This window comes from Vibrio aquaticus, from assembly GCF_003970385.1.
In the GTDB taxonomy this organism is placed as follows: Bacteria; Pseudomonadota; Gammaproteobacteria; order Enterobacterales; family Vibrionaceae; genus Vibrio; species Vibrio aquaticus.
In genome coordinates this window covers 135,582-155,643 of the sequence record NZ_RXZH01000002.1, presented here as the reverse complement: position 1 = coordinate 155,643, position 20,062 = coordinate 135,582, and the positions used below count along the sequence as shown (strand labels likewise).

Genomic DNA, 20,062 nt, shown 5'->3' with positions numbered 1-20,062 from the left:
CGATATTCAGTACACAAGTGGGTAAGCGATGATGAGCTTTGAAATCAACTCTCAGTGGCAAGATCGTCACGATGATGAACATAAGATTCGTCGTGATGATCACCGTAGCCCTTATCAGCGAGATCGCGCGCGAATCCTTCATTCCGCCGCTTTTCGCCGCCTGCAAGCCAAAACACAAGTTCATGGCAATAGCTTTGATGACTTCCACCGTACGCGCTTAACGCATTCCCTTGAAGCAGCCCAGCTTGGGACTGGCATTGTCGCGCAAATCAAAAAGAAGCAACCTGAGTTTCGCGATCTGTTGCCTAGCGACAGTTTGATCGACTCTTTGTGCCTCGCTCACGATATTGGCCACCCTCCTTATGGTCATGGTGGTGAAGTCGCTCTCAATTATATGATGCGTGACCACGGCGGCTTTGAAGGCAACGCTCAGACTTTTCGCATTGTAACTAAGCTTGAACCTTACACCGAACTGTTTGGTATGAACCTCGCCCGCCGAACGTTACTTGGACTCATTAAATACCCTGCGCCACTGAGCAAAACCGAAGCAGATACCAAACCTGACAGTGTGTCTCACCAACGCCAACTTAAGGCCCGAGACTGGGCACCTGCCAAAGGTCTGTATGATTGCGATATGGATTTGTTTGACTGGGTACTAGAGCCGCTGAGTGACGGGGATAGAACGCTATTTAGCCAAATGCGTGATGAGCAATACGCAGACAACCAACACAAGAAGACTCGTTATAAGTCCATTGACTGCTCGATAATGGAACTTGCTGACGACATCGCCTATGGTGTGCATGATTTAGAAGATGCGTTGGTTTTAGGCATGGTGAATCGTACACAGTGGATTGAAGGCGCAGCAAGTCAGTTGGCCGAGTGCGGTGACCCTTGGTTTGAAGAGCATATTGATTCGATTTCAGAGATGCTGGTCTCGGGTTCACACCACCAGCGTAAAGACGCGATTGGCGGTATGGTGAATGCCCTACTGACCAGTATTTCCATCAAGCCTGTTGATGCTCCGTTCGAGTCGCAGCTGTTAGCGTTTAATGCCGTATTAGAACCATCCATGTCAAAAGCATTAGAGATCCTAAAACGATTTGTCAGCTTGTATGTTATCCAAGTGCCTCACGTTCAGGTGATGGAATACAAAGGTCAGCAGATCATCATGGATATTTTCGAAGCGCTCAATGCTGACCCAGAACGATTATTACCGCTTGAAACAAGGCAGAAATGGCTTGCCTGTCAGAGTGACAGTGCTGGTTATCGTGTGATTGCCGACTACATCTCTTCGATGACCGATGGCCATGCACAGCGACTTCATCAGCAGTTGTTCTCTTCTCACTAATCGAATCAGTAAGGGTGACATTGCGTCACCCTTCTTTTTATCCGTTATTTGTCTTGATGGTAATGACTCACAAACTGGCCGAGTTTGTCTAATAAATGGCTTTTCTGTTCTTCGCTGATAAAGCTCGCCATGATCGCATTGCGAGTAAACATGGCTAACTCCTGCTCACTCATCTGGTGACTTTCTGCGACCGCTTTAAAATTGTCATTCATGTAGCCACCAAAGTAAGCAGGATCATCCGAGTTAATCGTCACACATAAACCACGGCGCAGTAGCTCGACAATATTATGGTCTTCCATACGCTCGAACACTTTTAACTTGGTATTGGATAGTGGGCAAACTGTTAACGGCATTTTGCTGTTCGATAATGCGTGCAGCAGGTTCTCGTCGTCTGAGCAGCGAACCCCGTGGTCAATGCGGCTCACCTTCAATAATTCTAAGCTGTCATAAATATTACTCACCGGGCCTTCTTCACCTGCGTGAGCCACCGTTAAAAAACCTTCGTCGAGCGCTTTACGAAAGACTCGGGCAAACTTCTCTGGTGGGTGACCCAGTTCTGACGAGTCTAGTCCGACCCCAACAATTTTGTCTTTGTGAGCCATGGCTTCAAACAGGGTGTCAAAGGCGCTTTCCTCATCAAGGTGGCGCAAAAAGCACATGATGATCTGACTGCTAATGCCCAGTTTTTCCTCACCATCTCGCAGTGCGCTATAAATACCATTAATCACAGTATCAAACGCAATGCCGCGGTCAGTGTGGGTTTGCGGGTCAAAGAAAATCTCTGTGTGGACTACATTATCCTGTTGGCAGCGCAGTAAATAGGCCCATGTCAGATCGTAAAAGTCTCGTTCATGAATTAGAACATTAGCTCCTTGATAATAGATATCTAAGAACGATTGAAGATTGGTAAATTGGTAAGCGGCCTTCACTTCTTCTGGGGTAGAGAAAGGCAAAGAAACGCCATTACGCTGAGCCAGCTCAAACATCATTTCGGGTTCTAATGAACCTTCTATGTGTAGGTGCAACTCCACTTTCGGCAGTTGTTCAATAAAAGAAGTTTGTTGATTCACGCTTGCGTCTCCATTCACGTTGATTGGGGTTCGACAAGCGCTTTTCTCTAGAAAAGTGTCTAACATACAAAGAGAAAAGCGCTATGCACTTAACTCTTCGTAATCTGAAATTATCGGTTTCAGGTAGAGACTCCCACACCCTATCAGTGGGATTATACGAAGTATCGTTAATTCAAAAAGGATTCGAATAACAACGATAATGCGCAGTATATCTCAAGTAGGCATAGTGCGCTTAGCAATAAGTGTAGAAGAAAATCGCACTATGAGAGGTAATTTTTCTCAAACACACCCGGAGGCATCTGCTTGATTTGAAACTCAATCATCTGATTGAACGCATCAATCAGCGGCAAAAAGTCGTTTTCTGGCTCAAGCAACGACAAGATATGATACCCAGCTTCAACGGTAGAAAGACTGTTATCACTCGGTGCTTTTCTAATCCGGTAGTTTCCTTGCAAATCGCTCGGTAAACGCACCTGATCCAAACCGTGAAGATTGCTCGATAACTGCCACATTTTGTATGCTTTTTTCCACGTGCCATCGAGAAGAATAATGCGGACTTTTTGCTTTGCTGCAACCTTCTCAGCGACGTGCAGATGACTGACCGCTACTTCACCAGGGTACAAAACAAAATGGCTGTACTCGGAGTCATTAAGCAACCGATTCAAGTCGGAGTGCTCAGAGAAATCCTCCCCGACAAAACAGTAGCTGTTGGCTAAAGAGAGGTTAAGAATACGCGCCGTACCCATAGGACGAAGTGTCTCGCTGTGATGTTGTAGGATGACCAACTCAACGTTCGATGTTAGGCTTTGTATCCATTGGCAAATACACGCTTTAAGTGATTTTCCACATTGAGAACAGTATCGGGACATAGTGTGCATTTATTTCTTCTATTAATGGTGACAAGTTTACTCTGCCTTGGGCTGCAATTTGAACCGTTGGCCTCACTAACCAATTGGCAACGTTTCTCTATTTTAGACGGCCAATGGTGGCGGATCCTATCAGGAAATTTCACCCATACCAACTTTGCGCATTTAGGGATGAACCTTGCTGGGCTTTGGGTCATCGCTTTTATCTTCAAGCCAACATACAAAGCCTTACTGGCGTTATTGGTACTCACTTCTCTCTCTATAGGCGGGCTAAACTTCTTCACCGAGATGAACGGTTATGTTGGCCTTTCTGGTGTACTGCATGGTCTGTTTGCCTATTTCGCTCTCCAAGAAAGTCTAACCGGTAGAAAAAGCAGTTGGTTGTTAGTTATTGGTGTGGTTGCCAAGGTTCTGTGGGAGATGACCATAGGCGCTTCAGCAAGCACCAGTGAGCTAATTAATGCACGTGTCGCGGTTGAGGCTCACCTCTTCGGTATGCTTTCAGGCTTGGTTTGCGCAGTGATATCAGTCGTGATTCAATCGCAACGAAGACAGCAAAGCCAAACACAAGAATAATTAAGTTGATGTTCAACGATAAAGGGCGCAGAATGGCGCCCTTTTTCTCGTCCAATAAATGTACGAGAGCCACTTCACACAGAGAAACAATATATGGGTTTTACCTCTTTAGGCCTTTCTGCTCCACTCCTCAAAGCCATCGAAGAACAAGGCTACGACACGCCATCCCCAATTCAGGAACAAGCCATTCCTGCAGTATTAGCCGGGAAAGACGTAATGGCAGCAGCGCAGACAGGTACAGGTAAAACAGCCGGCTTCACTCTGCCAATCTTGGAACGCCTAGATAATGGTCAGCGCGTAAAAGGTAACCATATCCGTGCGTTGGTTCTGACACCAACTCGTGAGCTTGCCGCTCAGGTTCAAGAAAATGTGTTCAAGTACAGCCGTCACCAACGTCTAACGTCTCAAGTTATTTTTGGTGGCGTAAAAGCGAACCCACAAATGTTGAAGCTGCGTAAGGGCTGTGATGTGCTTGTCGCAACGCCTGGTCGTCTTTTGGATCTGTACCAACAAAATGCAATCAAATTTGAACAGCTAGAAGTGCTAGTGCTTGATGAAGCAGACCGTATGCTTGATATGGGCTTCATTCGTGACATTCGCAAGATCCTTGCTCTATTGCCAGCTAAACGCCAAAACCTGCTTTTCTCTGCGACGTTCTCGCCTGAAATCCGCGAGCTTGCGAAAGGTTTAGTTAACGATCCTGTTGAAGTCTCAGTAAACAAAGAGAACTCAACGGCAGTCACGATCGAACAAAGCATCTACCCAGCAGACAAACGCAAAAAAGCGCCAATGCTGGTGAAACTGATCAAAGACGGTAACTGGACACAAACGCTTGTATTCTGTCGTACCAAGCATGGTGCTAACCGCCTAGCTTTCTTCCTAAACAAAGAAGGCATTACGGCAGCGCCAATTCACGGCAACAAGAGCCAAGGCGCACGTACTCGCGCTCTCGCTGATTTTAAATCGGGTGATGTGAAAGTATTGGTTGCAACAGACATCGCTGCACGTGGTATCGACATTCCTCAGCTACCTCAAGTGGTGAACTTTGAACTACCACACGTATCAGAAGACTACGTGCACCGCATCGGTCGTACCGGTCGTGCGGGTGAAGTAGGTAAAGCGGTTTCTTTAGTGGAAGCCGATGAAGCAAGTGAATTATTCGGCATTGAACGCCTGATTCAACAGGTGCTGCCTCGCTTAGAACTTGAAGGCTTTAAACCAGTAAACGAGCTGCCTGAGTCTAAATTAGATACTCGACCAATTAAGCCGAAGAAACCGAAAAAGCCGAAGAAACCAAAAGCCGACCACCAAGACGGCAAGCGTTCTGGCGACAATGCTCGTGGCAATAAGCCGGCTAGCAAAAACAAGCGTCACTTTGGTCACAACAAACCCAATGGTGAAGACCGTGGTAACGGTGGTCAATCAAAACGCAAACCATCGGGTGGGAAGCCAAAGAGCAACAATGGTGGCAATAGCGGTAATGGCAACAATGGCCAACAACGCCGTAAGCCAGCCAACCGTAAGCCAAGCGGCCAAGCTAAAGCTCAATAAGATTTGAATTAGAACGCTCCTCTCTCAGGAGCGTTTTTTATTAGCCTCATAACGAAAAAAGCCCTCGTGACTAGCGAGGGCTTGATACTTTTCAGTAAGGGGGACTATGTCATTAGTATTTGTTTAGAATCTCAGCAATGGCTGATTCGTTTTCTGCACGAATGATCGCATCAATGTCATCATCGTTTTGAAACAGCTCAGACAACGCAACAATCGTTTGAATGTGACTGTCTGAATCTAATGCCGCCAAAGTAACTGAGAAAAACACATCACCGTTATCTTCTGACTCTAAATCCACACCATTCTTGAACACTGTAATTTGCAGAGCCGCTTCATTGACACCATCTTCAGGACGAGCATGAGGCATTGCGATTTTCGGAGCCAGTACATAGTATGCACCGATTTCTTTGTGTTTCTTCTTAATCGCTTCTAGGTAAGTCGCGTCCACTTTGCCCTGCTCGACAAGCTTAGAACAAGTGATATCAAGCGCGTTATCTACCGTTAGGTTCTGTTCGTTTGAGATAACAATGTTATCGCCAATCAGATTCATAATACTCATGATACTAACCACCCTAGAATCAGACCAACCACACCAAAGTCGAAGTCAGCGAATGTTGTTGCTTCAAGACCTAAACCACCAAGAACAGGAAGAAGAAGCATTGGTAGGAACGAGATACACAGACCTTGTGTGAACGAACCTAGAATCGCACCACGTAGACCACCTGTTGCGTTACCGTAAACGCCTGCTGCACCGCCCACGAAGAAGTGAGGAACAACACCTGCAACGATAATCGTCCAATCAAGCATGCCTTGAATACCCATCGCTACCAGACCTGCTGCAAACGATGATAGGAAACCGATAAGTACCGCATTTGGTGCAACTGGGAATACCATTGGACAGTCTAGTGCTGGTTTTGCACCTGGTACTAGCTTGTCAGAGATACCTTTAAACGCTGGAACAATTTCTGCGATTAGCATCTTCACACCTTGCAGTACGATGTAAACACCACCTGCAAAAATCAAAGACTGCATGAAGGTAAAGACTACCCAGTTTTGACCACCAGAAACCGTTTCAACAAACTCACCACCAGCGATGAGAGAAGCAAACATGAAGAAGATTGCCATGGTCGTTGCAACCGCAACGGGTGTATCACGTAAGAACATTAGGCTCTTAGGTACATTGATGTCTTCTGTTGTTTTAGACGTATCACCAAACTTGCTACCAATGTAACCAGACACTAGGTAAGAGAAGGTTGAGAAGTGACCCATTGCAAGCTGGTCTGTCCCCATGACTTTCTCAGTATATTTCTGAGCAAGTGCTGGCATGATCACCATCAGCGAACCGACAATAACAGAGCCCATCGCGACCAACGCAGTGCCAGTAATACCTGCTGTAGAAAGGATTACAGCAACCAGCATTGACATAAACATCGTGTGGTGACCCGTTAAGAAAATATATTTTAACGGAGTAAAACGAGCCAATAGAATATTTACCACGAAAGCAAAGAACATAATTAGTGCCATTTCGTAGCCAAATGCTTCTTGAGCTAACGCTACGATTGCTTCGTTATTTGGAATAACACCGCTTACACCAAATGCTTCTGTAAATACTGTTGAAAAATGATTTAGAGCACCAACTAGCGCCCCCGCACCAAAACCTAAAATTAGGAAACCCATTACGGTTTTAATAGTGCCTTTTAGAATTGTTGATATATCTGCCTTTTGTGCAACCAAACCAATAAAAGCAATTAAACCGACCATGATTGCTGGCTCTTTTAATAAGCCAAGCATAAACTCAAAGAAATTAGCCATAGGTTACTTCCTTACATGAAAGTTTTTAATTGTTCTTCAATTGAAGCTTTATCGAAAATATTTGCTAGGCTAACAATATTTGTTTTTCCTGCTTCAGATAATTGGTTAGCGATGTCTGTAGCGGCAACCCAAATATCAGCATTGCTTGATGCTGCTGACGATAAGTCTTCATGATCAACTTCTGCGTCTAGGCCAATTTTTCCAACCACTTCTTTCACTGCCATTTCCATCATTAAAGATGTACCAAGACCGTTACCGCACACAACCATAATCTTTTTCATAATATTTATCTCTGTAGGGATTTTGTTAGAAACGTATTTGTTTCCGTTTATTTGTTGAAAGGAATAATATCCAAATCGACCCAAAACAGAATAGATCACCATCACAAAACCAAAATGACCCCGTGACGAAGATCACGCAAATTAAAGTTTCAAACACACAATTTATCACTAACACCTCTAAGGGAGTAGCGATGAAAAAGTGTGTTTTGAATGAGCGTCTAACAAGGTGGGATAAAGTGTGATCTGACGTTATGAATGCAGTTAAATAGTATTTTTTATTACTTTCCGTAGTCAGTAAGCATTTTCTTCAAAAGACTATTCACGTCTTTCGTCTTCTTATTTCTTTTTGTCAATGCGCTTAAAGAAGTCGGCATTTCTGGCTTAGCTATTTCAGACTCGTCTTCTATTCTATCTCGTAATTTCTGAACAGCAGGAAGCAGCATACGAATCTCTTCACCCGCTTCATTTTCAAGCACGACAATATTTTCAGACTCAACCTGAACCACAGTTAATACACCATGTTTCACGGATTCTAGCTTTTCACCAACCATGGATGATTGAGGCGGAACAGAACGATCAGAAACTTGACCACTACGAAGTTTCGCCGCTGTAATAGATCGAATATTGCCGGTGTTCTCAAAGGCAACTATAACGGTGTGAGTATTATAATATTCAATGACCGTGACATATCCATGCTTCTTGGTCTCAAACCTAGCACCAATTTGCATATCACGTGGGGCATCGAGTTTCTTAATTAACATCCAGTTTACCTGGTACTTCTTATCTTACCTGACATTATCTTAGTATATACACTCATTTGCGGTTGATAAATGGGAATATTCTTTTGTTACCTTTTTCATAATGAAACAGTGAGGCTTTATTTCTGATCCGCTGAGAACATCTCTCAATACAAACAAAAACGCCCACTCGAAAGTGGGCGTAAAATAGTTTAGAGCGATTTACACGATTGGACGCTGGCCACGATCAATAAGCTTCATCAATACGTTATCTGCCGCTTCACCCGCCAAACCCGCTAGCTTAGACGTGAGCTTTTTCTTTTCAACGTAGTGAATCGCTAATACCGTTTTGTCTTTGCAGGCTTCTACCACCAAATCGTCTGATGTTTTAATTTCATCAACCAGACCAAGCTCATGGGCTTGAGTACCAAACCAGTGTTCACCCGTTGCGACTTTATCTAGGTCAAGCTCTGGTCGACGCTCACGAATAAAGTCTTTGAACAGGCCGTGTGTTTCTTCCAGCTCTTGCTTGAATTTCTCACGCGCTTTATCGGTGTTTTCACCAAACATCGTTAATGTGCGTTTGTACTCACCAGCTGTCAGCTGCTCATACTCAATATCGTACTTCTTCAGCACTTTATTGAAGTTTGGTAGCTGGGCAATCACGCCAATAGAACCGACAATGGCGAAAGGTGCAGACACAATCTTATCGGCGATACATGCCATCATATAACCGCCACTCGCCGCTACTTTGTCGACAGAAATGGTTAACGGTAGCTTCGCTGCCTTAAGGCGATCAAGCTGTGAAGATGCAAGACCATAGCCGTGAACCATGCCACCGCCCGACTCTAGACGTAGCAGCACCTCGTCACCCTCACGAGCGACAGCAAGAATCGCCGTCACTTCTTCACGTAGAGAAGCGACTTCTTTAGCATCAATGCTGCCTTTGAAATCCAGAACAAACAGGTGAGGTTCACGCTTGCTATCAAGATCGCCCTCTTTCGACGCTTTTTTAATTTCTTTCTCGCGTGCTTTGTTTTGTTCTTTCTCTTGTTTCTTTTCTGCCTTGTCACGCGCTTTAATAAACGCGTCATCATGCAGATGGTGCTCTAACTGTTCAACCGTATGTTTGTGCTGCTCAGTTAAGTTGGTAATCTCTAATTCACCTTTTGCTGCGCCGCTTTTTCCACCAGCCGCTTTCGCTATTACTAAAATCGCAACGAGTGCGACTACGACAGTCACAATCTTGGCTAAAAACAGCCCATAGTCCAACAAAAATTCCAATGTGATATCCCCTAATGTGCGAATTAGTGTATTGTAACCGCCTTGTCACGAAGACTTAAAGTAGAACATTACAAAAGGATACACATCGTGGATTATGCTGTTTCATCGGATGCCTTGAAGGGTAAAGTCATTCTGGTTACTGGCGCTGGTGCTGGTATTGGTAAACAAGCCGCTCTCTCTTACGCCGAGCACGGTGCTACGGTTATTTTACTTGGGCGAACAGTGAAAAAACTCGAAGCAACCTACGATGAAATCGAAGCGGCAGGCTACCCTCAGCCAGCAATCATTCCGCTCGATATGAAAGGCGCAACCAAACAAAACTACCTTGATATGGTCGATACCATTGAAGGTCAATTTGGCCGTTTAGATGGTGTGCTTCATAACGCAAGTCTGCTAGGGGTCATCAGCCCGTTCGATCAAATTGGTGAAGATACGTTTGACGACATCATGCAGGTGAACGTAAAAGCGCAATTTTTGATGACTCAAGCGGTATTGCCTCTTCTACACAAATCAGACGATGCTCGTATCATTTTCACTTCATCGACAGTCGGTCATAGCGGCCGCGCATTCTGGGGGACTTACGCTATGTCTAAGTTTGCCACCGAAGGCATGATGCAGATCCTAGCAGATGAGTTGAATGAAACGACAATTCGCGTTAATGCGATCAATCCGGGTGCAACTCGCACTGGTATGCGCGCTAAGGCTTACCCAGCAGAAGATGCTGAACTACTAAAGACACCGCTCGACATTATGCCGCTTTACCTTTACCTAATGGCACCTGAAGGTCGTGCTGTGAATGGTGAATGTATTGACGCACAACCAAAAAAGTAACGACTAAACCCCTTACTTTTTAATTAAAAAATTCAACGCCTTGTATTCTTGAATAAAGAATATAAGGCGTTTTTTTATCCATTCGATCCCAGCAACTCTTGCTGAACGATGATAATAATTTATACTGTATATATATACAGGTAAATTGTTATGTATGAACTGATCGAAAACCTTAAACAAAAACAGTGGCTTTGGTCTGGTGCGCAAGTGGCAAGCCACGATGACTGCTACCCGACCGGCTATGAACTTCTGGATCAAAAGCTAGACGGTGGCTTTCCTAAGCACGGTGTCATTGAGCTGCAGACTCAATACGGCATTGGTGAGCTGCGCTTGTTAATGCCTCATCTCACAATGAGTCACCAAAATCGACTCATCGTTTTCATTCAGCCTCCAGGCTACTTGTGTGCCGAGCAATTGTGCAATGAAGGGCTTGATCATAATAATGTGTTACTCCTCTACCCTAATACTGCCAAAGAAGCGTTATGGGCCGCAGAGCAATGTTTACGCAGCGGTGCATGCAGTAACGTACTCCTTTGGCACTCAGACCTAGAAGTGCATCAAGCGAGGCGATTACAAGTAGCCAGTGAACATGGCAACGCTGTCCACTTTATCTTTAAGCATCAAACCCCAAACCTGTTTTCGTTGCCCGTGAATCTGAGTATGACTTTAGAGCCGCACCCTTTTGGCCTAGAAGTTTCCATCACTAAACGCAAAGGGGGCTGGCCACAAGGAAGCTTTGTCATTGATATGCGAGCCCATTGGCCAAACTTGACGGTGCAGCCCGCCTCACCGGTGGTTATCCCGTTCCCACTCAAGCAGCAAGGCTGATCATGCAAAGTTGGATCTATCTGCATTTTCCAACCTTACAGCTGGATAGACTTTTCTCAGAGCAAGATTCCCTGCCTGTTGCCATTGTCGATTCCAAACGCTTCAAGGTGGTTCAATGTAATGCCACGGCTAAAGAACAAGGTATTCAGCTAGGTATGGGGTTAGGCAGCGCCAGTGCGTTATGTCATCAGCTGCAAGTTCACCCTTATGATGCCGAATCCGAGCAACAAGCGATTTTGAACATTGCTCAGTGGCTCTATATGGTGACGTCTGATATTTGCCTATTTCCCCCCCAAGGCATCTTACTCAAAATCACCAATATGCTGTCACTTTATGGGGGTATTGAGTCCTACTGGCAACGTGTGTCACAACACCTAGCGCAACTGAATATCCACTACCAGTTTTCGAGCGGATTTTCTCCTTTCAGTGCCATGCTACTGGCTAAATCAGGGCATCGCTTATTAACCACAGATAGAACTCACATTATTGATGCCATTAAGCCATTTCCGCTGGCAGCAACCGAGCTAGAAAGCAGTAAAGTTGAGAAGTTACAGCGTGTCGGAGTCGATACGTTGAATACGCTGCTTGAGCTTCCTATTCAAGAGGTCGCACGACGCTTTGACATTGATTTAGTCAATTATCTTGGCCGCCTAATGGGGCAATTTAAGCACCCTATCGACTTTTATCACCCTCCTGAACACTTTGAAAGCTATCAAGAGCTGCTGTTTGATATTGAAAATATTCAGTGGCTAGAACGGCCTTTAACGACGTTGCTGGATAAGTTGGAATTATTCCTCACTCTACGCAATCAAGTGGGTTATGAACTTGAGCTGATCCTTCATCAAAGAGACAAAGAAGAAGGTTCTGTGCGCTTTTATTCCGCCAGTGGCGACTACCAAAGCATTCGATGGCAGAAGCTATGCCAACTGACGATGGAGTCACTTAAATTGGATGCCCCAGTCCAAGGCTTAACCTTACGTTTAATCCGCAGTGGAGAACTAGAATCAAACAGCGCAGACCTTTTTCAAGGCTTCCAAGGAGAGCAAACTGACCTAGAGCTTATCGGCCTATTGCAAGCTAAGCTCGGTAAAGAGGCGGTAAGAAAAGTCGCTTGTAGTCACGACCCACGCCCAGAAAAGTCGACTCTATTATGCGATCCAACCTCCCTTATCCCTAAGAAGCAACCAAACCATAAGTTAAGACCCAACTTTATGCTCGCAACACCAGAACCTCTTTCTGAAAAGGTGTCATTAATACAAGGGCCAGAGCGCTTTGTGACGGGATGGTGGGACGGTGAAGAGATGACTCGTGACTACTTTATTGCTCAGAGCAGCCAAGGTCGTTGGCTATGGGTATTTCGCAACCAAGAAATGCAGTGGTTCACCCACGGCTTATTTAGTTAATTGAGAGCCTTACATGAGTTATGCCGAACTCTTTTGTCAAAGTAACTTCTCTTTCCTTAGTGGAGCCTCTCACGCTGAAGAGTTAATACTGCAAGCGGATTTTCTTCGCTACCACTCACTCGCTATCACCGACGAGTGCTCTGTGGCGGGTGTGGTCAGAGCCTATAGCGCGATCAAATCCCACCAACTCAATATTCAGTTAATCATTGGCAGTATGTTTTGGTTAAACGACGAGTGCCAAGTGGTGTTGCTTTGCCCTAATCGCGAAGCTTACGCCGAACTTTGCCGAATCATTACCAACGCAAGAAGGCGCTCTGAGAAAGGCCAGTACCAGCTGTCAGAATGGGATTTAATGTCCGTTCGTCACTGCTTAATGATTTGGCTTCCGTGCAACCAGAGCAGCGATGACAAATGGGGGCACTGGCTAACACAACACCACCAGCACCGACTATGGCTTGGTATACAGCGTCACTTATCCTCAGATGACAAACAGTATCTTGATTATTGCCAACGGCTTGCTAACGAGCTCAACCTACCCATCACGGCTTGTGGTGGGGTGTTAATGCACACCGCAGCTCGTTTGCCTCTTCAGCATACATTGAGTGCAATCAAACACGGTTGCTGCGTACATGACTTAGGTGAGCAACTGCTTACTAACGGTGAGCGTAGCCTGCGTAGCCAAGAAAAATTAGCCAAACTGTTTAAAGCAGAGTGGCTCGAAGAAAGCGTGAGCATTGCGAAACGTTGTCAGTTCTGTTTGAGCGATCTTCAATATGAATACCCCAGTGAACTTGTCCCTGATGGGCACACGCCAATGAGTTATCTACAAGCACTGGTCGAACACGGCAAACGCCTACGATTTCCAGAAGGTGTGCCGGACGACATCCAAGAGACCATCAACAAAGAGCTCAGGTTAATCGAGGAATTAAACTATCCGTTTTACTTCTTGACCATTCACGACATCGTAATGTTTGCCAAGCGCAATCACATCCTCTATCAAGGTCGAGGCTCTGCGGCGAACTCTGTCGTGTGTTACTGCTTAGAAATCACCTCCGTCGATCCAAGACAAATCTCGGTGCTGTTTGAGCGTTTCATCAGTAAAGAGCGAGATGAGCCGCCAGATATTGACGTCGACTTTGAGCATGAACGCCGTGAAGAAGTCATCCAGTATATCTATCAAAAATATGGTCGTGAGCGCGCAGCACTGGCAGCGACGGTCATCTCTTATCGTTTTAAAAGTGCCGTGCGAGATGTGGGTAAAGCGCTAGGCATTGAAGAAAGCCAACTGGATTACTTCATTAAGAACGTCAATCGACGAGATCGAGCTCAAGGCTGGCAAGCACAAATCGTTGAATTGGGCCTACAACCGGACTCGCTCAAAGGCGAACAATTCATTACGCTGGTCAACGAAGTCTTAGGCTTCCCTCGCCACCTCTCACAGCATGTTGGTGGCTTTATCATCGCTGCCGGCCCTTTGTACGAACTTGTGCCTGTCGAGAATGCTTCTATGGCTGACCGTACAGTTATTCAATGGGACAAAGACGACTTGGAATCGCTCAAGCTGCTCAAGGTGGATGTCTTGGCTCTGGGGATGCTGACCGCAATTCGAAAATGTTTCGATCTGGTCAAAAAAAACCACCACCACTCGCTTGGCATCGCTGATATTACTCGCCGTCAAGACGATGCTAACGTGTATAACATGATCCAAAAAGCCTATACGGTTGGAGTATTCCAAATCGAGTCTCGGGCTCAGATGAGTATGTTACCAAGACTCAAACCCGCCACTTATTACGACCTTGTGATTCAGATTGCGATTGTGAGGCCGGGGCCAATTCAAGGCGATATGGTTCACCCTTTCCTCAAACGTCGTAACGGTGAAGAGCACATTGACTATCCATCACCGGAAGTTCGCTCCGTGTTAGAACGCACCTTAGGCGTGCCGATTTTTCAGGAGCAGGTCATCAAAATTGCTATGGTGGCAGCCGGTTTCAGTGGTGGTGAAGCCGACCAATTACGCCGAGCAATGGCAGCTTGGAAGAAAAACGGCGATTTGGTTAAGTTTAAAACCAAGCTCATCGACGGCATGCTCAGCCGAGGGTACGAACTCGACTTTGCCGAACGTATCTTTGACCAAATTCTAGGGTTTGGAGAATATGGCTTTCCGGAAAGTCATTCCGCTTCATTCGCCGTTCTAGCGTACTGCTCGGCTTGGCTGAAGTATTACTACCCTCACGCGTTCTATACATCACTACTCAATAGCTTGCCGATGGGCTTTTACAGTGCCTCTCAGCTCGTACAAGACGCACAACGCCATCATGTGGTGATTCTACCTATCTGCGTCAATGCATCGCAGTATGACCACAAAATGGTGCAAACAAATGGACAATGGGCAATTCGATTGGGACTACGCCAAATCAAAGGCTTTAGCCAACAAAGCGCTAAACAACTGATTCACGCCAGAGGGTCGAAAGGGTTTACGCATACTGGCCAGCTCAAGCACATTGGTTTGAACCGTCGAGATGTCGAACTACTCGCATCCGCGAATGCCATGCAGACATTAAGTGCTAACCGCTACCAAACACGTTGGGCGATGATGGACTCGCTGTCTGACTTGCCTTTATTTCAAAGCTTAGAAGATGAGAAAGCCATTGGTTGCGCCCCTTCAGACAGTCAAACCTTACTTGAAGACTATGCTGCGACTGGGCTGTCTCTTGCCAAGCATCCAATTACGCTGCTTGATGAAGCCGGTGTACTAGGGCGATTTACGCGAATGCGTGAGTTGAAAGAGAGAGACAACCAATCTTTGGTCACAGTGACAGGTGTAGTGACCGGAAAGCAATCACCCGGAACCGCGGCCGGTGTGACTTTTTTCACTTTAGAGGACGATACAGGAAACATTAACGTTGTCGTTTGGAAAGCCACCGCTAGAGCTCAGAAGTCAGCCTATTTGACCGCTAAGATCTTACAAGTGAAAGGCATATTAGAAAAAGAAGGCGAGGTGCATCATGTTATTGCCGGGCGCTTAATTGATATGACCGATAAGCTACCGGCGCTCAGCAATAAATCACGAGATTTTCATTAATTTTTGGGTAGATCGGAGTAGATTTCAGCCAAAGAAAAAGGGAGCTATTGCTCCCTTCTGAGTTACTTTGACAAACTAGAATTTGTCTTCAGCTTCCATACTTCTTTTCTTATATTCCCTATATAGCAACATAGATAAGGTCATCACAACCTTAGAAGTTAACCATATCATTAATAAGAACTACCTATAAAAGTCTGGCGAAAAGTCGTATTTTGATAGTTTCATCATCTTGCTTAACAAAATGATATCAAAAACATAGCATTCACAGATTTATCGGTCAATTACTATAAATAGAAGGCCATTCTATTTATTTAACACTTGGCGTAAGCGATCTTGGGCGACTTCCACCAGCAGGTCTGGCTGGAACTTAGAAATAAAGCGATCACAGCCTACTTTTTTAACCATCGCATCGTTGAAGCTGCCACTCAGTGATGTGTTCAACGTGATATAAAGGTCTTTCATTCGAGGATCATTACGGATCTCATACGTCAGCTTATAACCATCCATTTCAGGCATTTCTGCATCAGTGATCATGAGCAGAAGTTCTTCGGTCACATTCTTACCCTCTTCACACCAGCCTTTAAGCAGTCTCAAAGCCTCTAGGCCATCACGACACTCAATAATGTTTAAGCCAAGCTGAGAAAGCGTGCCACGAACTTGAGAGCGGGCGGTTGAAGAGTCGTCCACGATCAGAACGTTACGGCCCACCATTTGCGTCGACAAATCTTCATCCAGAACCCCTTCTGAAATTGAGATATCGTAATCAATGATCTGAGCAAGTACTTTCTCAACATCAATGATTTCAACAATATTGAGGCCTTCGCCGTCCTTCACATGAGTAATCGCGGTCAAGTAGTTTGCACGACCGGCCGTTTTCGGTGGCGGCTGAATCTCTGTCCACGCAGTATTAACAATATTACGCACCTGACCAACCAAGAAACCTTGCACCGTACGGTTATATTCCGTAATGATGAGGTTCTCTTCTTGATTTTCCAAACGCGATGGCGGAAAACCAATCGCTGCACGCAAGTCAATCACAGGGACAGATACGCCACGCAATGACGCAACACCGGTAATATGATGGTGAGATCCTGGCAGCTTAGTGAGTGGTGGAACCTTAATCACTTCACGAACTTTGAAAACATTGATGGCAAAGATTTGTCTGCTGTTCAAGCTGAATAGCAGTAGCTCCAAGCGGTTTTCACCAACTAGGTTTGTTCGCTGATCAACGGTATTTAAAACTCCAGACATACTACTTCTCGCCTAACGTGGATAATGTAAAAATAGTCTATCGTAAGACTAAAACAAAAATAAACCCATATATCTTTCAGATTATATGGGTTTAAAATATTTTTAACAGTATGGCGTTAAAATAAAAACAACTTAGCCTTCGATAACCTTCATCAATAATAGGCCATCGTACAGAGCTTGCTTAATCAGTGCGGCTCCCGGCATGGTCGCTTGCTTGTAAAAACGCGATTCAACTAACTCTAAGTCTTGGTGATAGACTGGTAAGCTCTGCTCTTCGATACAGGTTTGAATAGCTGGGTAGAGAACCTCTTTCGCTTGGTTGATCGCCCCACCTATCAGGACCTTTTCAGGATTAAACAGGTTAATCACAATCGCAATGGCTGAACCTAAATAGCGACCAAGCTTTTCAATAACATCCACAGCCAGTGGATCACCATTTGCCGCCGCTTCACAGATATCTTCGATAGATATCTCTTCAATCTCAGTTAAAGAAGAAGCCTCACCGTTAGCCAGGCGCTCTGCGACTTCCGCACGAATCGCTTGAGAACTTGCGACCGTTTCTAGGCATCCGCGGTTACCACAGTGGCACTGTTTGCCTTGAGGATCGATTTGAATATGACCTAATTCACCAATATTGCCGTGGCGACCTTGCAGTACACGTCCATCAAGTACAATACCGGCACCCAAGCCATGGTGAATAGAAATCAGTACTGAGTTCTCGTTCTCTTGAGAATGGCCAAACAACTTCTCGGCCAGTGCCCATGCTCGCGTATCATTGGCAATGAATACTGGCAAGCCTGTCGCTTTGTAAATTTCAGGACCAAGCGGCAAGTTTTCCACATTATAGTGAGGCATTTGCAGCACAACACCTTGCTCAGAATTCACCAAGCCAGGTAGCGTGATGGCAATACTGGTCACACGATCAAGCTGCTCTGAATAGCTTTGGAAAAACTCATCAATCTCATGCAGTAAACGAGCAAGCACATCGTCTTGGTCCACTTCATGAATATCGATTTTAGTATCGATCAGAACATCGCCACCTAACTCATGTAATGCAATGGTTAAATAGCCTCGTCCTAATCGCATCGAAAGAAATTGCCAACCTTCATTGTTGACCTGTAGACCAACAGCAGGACGGCCACGAGTGGTCGCTTCTTGGACGGTCGTCTCATGAATGAGGTGTGCTTCAATTAGCTCGCGAGTAATTTTAGTAATACTCGCAGGCGCAAGTTCACTCTGCTTCGAGAGATCAATGCGAGAAATAGGGCCTTTTTGATCAATGAGTTTATATACACGGCCAGCATTGACCTGCTTGATATGATCAATATGGCCAGGTTGAGCCATGTACATAGAGCACTCCGAATATCAACAACCTGCTAATTTTTTTACTTTGCGAAGTAATTGTGAAGAGCTTTGATGGATTGCCGTGACAAGTGTCACGTATAAACATAATTCTTTGTGTACCTAATCAAATAGCGAAAGTTTTATCACATTTATATCGCTATTTTTTTGCATTAATAAATATGTCCAACATCACCTTTCAAATAGAGAAATTGCGCAATCTATAACGCTTATTTGGCTCAGGTATATACTTAACAAGCGCCCTAGTGATGGAACTAACCCCGATACGCTGCCCCTTTGCCTTTAGCAGCAGAATCTGATCAAGGAGATCCGAATGACCTCAATCCAAAGAAGAACAAAAATTGTCTCTACTCTTGGCCCCTCGACCGATACCCCTGGCGTGCTTGAAGCGATTTTAGAAGCAGGTGTCAATGTCGTCAGAATGAACTTCTCTCATGGCAATGCAGACGATCACCGTGAACGAGCAACTCGTGTCAGGAATATCGCCGCTAAGCTTGGCACTCACGTGGCCATTTTAGGTGACTTACAAGGCCCTAAGATTCGAGTCTCAACATTTGCAGATGGTAAAGTGCACCTCAACGTAGGAGATATTTTCACGTTAGATAGCGCCCTACCCGCTGGACAAGGTAACAAAGACGCCGTCGGTCTGGATTATAAAGAGCTGCCAAATGACGTTTCGACCGGTGACATTCTTCTTCTTGATGATGGTCGAGTGCAATTACAAGTGACCGCAGTCAAAGGGACCCAAGTTCGGACCAAAGTGACGATTGGCGGCGCACTCTCAAACAATAAAGGCATTAATAAAAAGGGCGGCGGTCTATCAGCAGAGGCTCTGACTGAAAAAGATAAGAACGACATCAAGCTCGCCGCGGAGATCAAAGTCGACTACCTAGCCGTTTCGTTTCCTAGAAATGGCGAAGATATGAAGTATGCACGAAGGCTCGCGACCGATGCTGGTCTTCAAACACGTTTGGTTGCCAAGGTAGAGCGTGCAGAAACGGTCGAAACCGAAGAAAGCATCGATGACATCATCTTAGCATCTGATGCCGTGATGGTCGCGCGTGGTGACTTAGGGGTGGAAATTGGTGACCCGGAGTTGATCGGTGTACAAAAGCAGCTCATTCGCCGTGCACGCAAGCTCAACCGTACCGTCATTACCGCGACTCAAATGATGGAATCGATGATGGAAAATCCGATGCCGACTCGTGCCGAAGTGATGGACGTGGCAAATGCCGTATTAGACGGTACCGATGCGGTAATGCTATCGGGTGAAACCGCAGCAGGTAAATACCCACTGGAAACCGTGCGTTCAATGGCAGAAGTGTGTGTCGGCGCAGAGAAAATGTCTTCGGTTAACCGCTCAACCTACCGAATGGAGTCGGTGTTTGAGTCTGGTGAAGAGACCATTGCGATGTCAACGATGTTTGCTGCCAACCACATGAGAGGCATTAAGGGCATCGTCACCCTAACGGAATCGGGGCGAACCGCACTTATGATGTCGCGTTTAAGCTCGGGATTACCGATTTTTGCTCTTTCTCCAAATGAACGAACGTTGAACCTGTCCGCGTTATATCGTGGCGTTACGCCGGTCTACTTTGAAGATAACAGTGATACAGGTTTGGAAACCGCGCAATCGGCTGTAGCAGCACTTAGAGAGCGTGGTCTGATTCATAAAGGCGACCTGGTGATCATCACCCAAGGAGACATCATGGACGTGGTTGGCTCAACCAATTGTATGCGCATCGTAGCGGCGTAACGGCTCTCCCGTGTTCATACCTAT

Annotated in this window: 17 protein-coding genes and 1 riboswitch; of the genes, 8 read left to right on the top strand and 9 right to left on the bottom strand. The window is 45.6% G+C overall.

Annotated features, from left to right (window positions below; genetic code table 11):
* Nucleotides 1–31 precede the first annotated feature (31 nt).
* Nucleotides 32–1,348, top strand: a complete 1,317-nt coding sequence (locus tag EJ063_RS06680; RefSeq protein ID WP_126573941.1) for an anti-phage deoxyguanosine triphosphatase — start codon at nucleotides 32–34, stop codon at nucleotides 1,346–1,348.
* 44 nt (nucleotides 1,349–1,392) lie between these two features.
* Here EJ063_RS06680 and EJ063_RS06675 read toward each other — a convergent pair whose 3' ends face one another.
* Together EJ063_RS06675 and EJ063_RS06670 are read right to left on the bottom strand one after the other, a co-directional pair.
* Complete coding sequence (locus tag EJ063_RS06675; RefSeq protein ID WP_244225155.1) at nucleotides 1,393–2,418, bottom strand: adenosine deaminase; 1,026 nt, start codon at nucleotides 2,416–2,418, stop codon at nucleotides 1,393–1,395.
* A gap of 80 nt (nucleotides 2,419–2,498) precedes the next feature.
* Nucleotides 2,499–2,598: riboswitch (purine riboswitch) on the bottom strand.
* Between the two features lie 80 nt (nucleotides 2,599–2,678).
* Complete coding sequence (locus EJ063_RS06670) at nucleotides 2,679–3,287, bottom strand: tRNA-uridine aminocarboxypropyltransferase (RefSeq protein ID WP_126573940.1); 609 nt, start codon at nucleotides 3,285–3,287, stop codon at nucleotides 2,679–2,681.
* 3 nt (nucleotides 3,288–3,290) lie between these two features.
* Between EJ063_RS06670 and rrtA the strand changes: the two genes are divergently transcribed.
* Nucleotides 3,291–3,860, top strand: coding sequence for a rhombosortase (gene rrtA / locus EJ063_RS06665; RefSeq protein ID WP_126573275.1), 570 nt, complete (start codon nucleotides 3,291–3,293; stop codon nucleotides 3,858–3,860).
* A 93-nt stretch (nucleotides 3,861–3,953) separates the two neighbouring features.
* Nucleotides 3,954–5,411 carry a DEAD/DEAH box helicase gene (locus EJ063_RS06660; RefSeq protein WP_126573273.1) on the top strand — a complete coding sequence of 486 codons (1,458 nt, stop codon included), beginning with the start codon at nucleotides 3,954–3,956 and terminating at the stop codon, nucleotides 5,409–5,411.
* Nucleotides 5,412–5,523: 112 nt separating this feature from the next.
* Here the strand turns inward: EJ063_RS06660 and EJ063_RS06655 are convergent, their stop codons facing one another.
* From EJ063_RS06655 to sohB, 5 genes are all read right to left on the bottom strand, one after another.
* Nucleotides 5,524–5,970: a PTS sugar transporter subunit IIA gene (locus EJ063_RS06655; protein WP_158675992.1), complete on the bottom strand. Its 447-nt coding sequence runs from the start codon at nucleotides 5,968–5,970 to the stop codon at nucleotides 5,524–5,526.
* Complete coding sequence (ulaA, locus tag EJ063_RS06650) at nucleotides 5,967–7,223, bottom strand: PTS ascorbate transporter subunit IIC (RefSeq protein WP_126573269.1); 1,257 nt, start codon at nucleotides 7,221–7,223, stop codon at nucleotides 5,967–5,969. Before ulaA ends, EJ063_RS06655 begins: the two co-directional genes overlap by 4 nt.
* An 11-nt stretch (nucleotides 7,224–7,234) precedes the next feature.
* Nucleotides 7,235–7,504: a PTS sugar transporter subunit IIB gene (locus tag EJ063_RS06645; RefSeq protein ID WP_126573267.1), complete on the bottom strand. Its 270-nt coding sequence runs from the start codon at nucleotides 7,502–7,504 to the stop codon at nucleotides 7,235–7,237.
* 278 nt (nucleotides 7,505–7,782) lie between these two features.
* On the bottom strand, nucleotides 7,783–8,265 hold the full coding sequence (locus EJ063_RS06640) for a hypothetical protein (RefSeq protein ID WP_126573265.1): 483 nt from the start codon (nucleotides 8,263–8,265) through the stop codon (nucleotides 7,783–7,785).
* Between the two features lie 198 nt (nucleotides 8,266–8,463).
* Nucleotides 8,464–9,525 (bottom strand): protease SohB, encoded by a 1,062-nt coding sequence (sohB, locus tag EJ063_RS06635; protein WP_126573263.1) that lies wholly within the window; start codon nucleotides 9,523–9,525, stop codon nucleotides 8,464–8,466.
* An 87-nt stretch (nucleotides 9,526–9,612) separates the two neighbouring features.
* On the opposite strand from sohB, the gene EJ063_RS06630 reads away from it, so the two are divergent.
* The 4 genes from EJ063_RS06630 to EJ063_RS06615 all read left to right on the top strand — a co-directional run bounded on the left by EJ063_RS06630 (nucleotide 9,613) and on the right by EJ063_RS06615 (nucleotide 15,669).
* Complete coding sequence (locus EJ063_RS06630) at nucleotides 9,613–10,356, top strand: YciK family oxidoreductase (RefSeq protein ID WP_126573261.1); 744 nt, start codon at nucleotides 9,613–9,615, stop codon at nucleotides 10,354–10,356.
* 150 nt (nucleotides 10,357–10,506) lie between these two features.
* Nucleotides 10,507–11,184, top strand: coding sequence for a translesion DNA synthesis-associated protein ImuA (gene imuA, locus EJ063_RS06625; RefSeq protein ID WP_126573259.1), 678 nt, complete (start codon nucleotides 10,507–10,509; stop codon nucleotides 11,182–11,184).
* 2 nt (nucleotides 11,185–11,186) lie between these two features.
* The gene (locus tag EJ063_RS06620) at nucleotides 11,187–12,587 is read left to right on the top strand and encodes a Y-family DNA polymerase (protein ID WP_126573258.1); all 1,401 of its coding nucleotides are present in this window, start codon (nucleotides 11,187–11,189) and stop codon (nucleotides 12,585–12,587) included.
* Between the two features lie 13 nt (nucleotides 12,588–12,600).
* A complete protein-coding gene (locus tag EJ063_RS06615; RefSeq protein WP_126573256.1) occupies nucleotides 12,601–15,669 on the top strand; it encodes an error-prone DNA polymerase in 3,069 nt (1,022 codons plus the stop codon).
* A gap of 303 nt (nucleotides 15,670–15,972) precedes the next feature.
* Here EJ063_RS06615 and EJ063_RS06610 read toward each other — a convergent pair whose 3' ends face one another.
* Nucleotides 15,973–16,920 carry a chemotaxis protein CheV gene (locus tag EJ063_RS06610; protein ID WP_126573254.1) on the bottom strand — a complete coding sequence of 316 codons (948 nt, stop codon included), beginning with the start codon at nucleotides 16,918–16,920 and terminating at the stop codon, nucleotides 15,973–15,975.
* Between the two features lie 132 nt (nucleotides 16,921–17,052).
* Entirely contained in the window at nucleotides 17,053–18,270 is a 1,218-nt protein-coding gene (gene mlc / locus EJ063_RS06605) for a sugar metabolism global transcriptional regulator Mlc (RefSeq protein ID WP_126573252.1), read from the bottom strand.
* A 325-nt stretch (nucleotides 18,271–18,595) separates the two neighbouring features.
* Between mlc and pyk the strand changes: the two genes are divergently transcribed.
* Complete coding sequence (gene pyk, locus EJ063_RS06600) at nucleotides 18,596–20,038, top strand: pyruvate kinase (RefSeq protein ID WP_126573250.1); 1,443 nt, start codon at nucleotides 18,596–18,598, stop codon at nucleotides 20,036–20,038.
* Nucleotides 20,039–20,062: the final 24 nt, after the last annotated feature.